Annotated in this window: 2 protein-coding genes; one reads left to right on the plus strand and one right to left on the minus strand. The window is 74.6% G+C overall.

Features of this window, described 5'->3' with window-relative positions; all coding sequences use genetic code 11:
* Positions 1–188 (minus strand): FAD-dependent oxidoreductase (locus D7X55_RS40525; RefSeq protein ID WP_158626501.1); only part of this gene is annotated, 188 nt, incomplete at its 3' end.
* Between the two features lie 73 nt (positions 189–261).
* Between D7X55_RS40525 and D7X55_RS40530 the strand changes: the two genes are divergently transcribed.
* Positions 262–477: hypothetical protein (locus tag D7X55_RS40530; RefSeq protein ID WP_199747375.1), on the plus strand; the 216-nt coding region annotated here is incomplete at its 3' end.

A 477-nucleotide genomic window follows, 5' to 3' on the forward strand; every position in this document is an offset into this window, starting at 1 on the left:
GGTTCGGCGGTGCCGCGCAGGAGCTCCTTGGACAGCGGCGGACGCTCGTACGGGTGGTCCACGTCCGAGGTGAGCATGAGGACGGGGCCGGGTCCCCCGGCGTCGACGTAGGCGCGGGCGGCGCTGACGCCGGCGGGGCCGCTGCCCACGATCACGAGCGGGAACGGGGTGGAGCTGTGCTGGGCCATGCGGCCAGCATGCGCACCCGTCACGGGCGGAAGCCAGGGCCGACGGACACCCCGGCTCCGGCATACTGCCCGCATGGACCCCTCCCTGGTGTGGCTGCCGGCCGTCGTCGCGCTGGCCGCGATCACCGTGGGCGGCACGCTCCAGCGGGTGAGCGGCATGGGCGTCGGCATGATCGCCGCACCCACGCTGTCCCTGCTCCTGGGCCCGGTGGCGGGGGTGACGCTGTCCAACGTGGCCGCCTCGGTGTCCGCGGTGCTGCTGTTCGCGGTGCTCCACAGGCACGTGGAC

Origin of the sequence: Corallococcus sp. AB049A, from assembly GCF_003668885.1 — a bacterium.
GTDB lineage: Bacteria > Myxococcota > Myxococcia > Myxococcales > Myxococcaceae > Corallococcus > Corallococcus interemptor.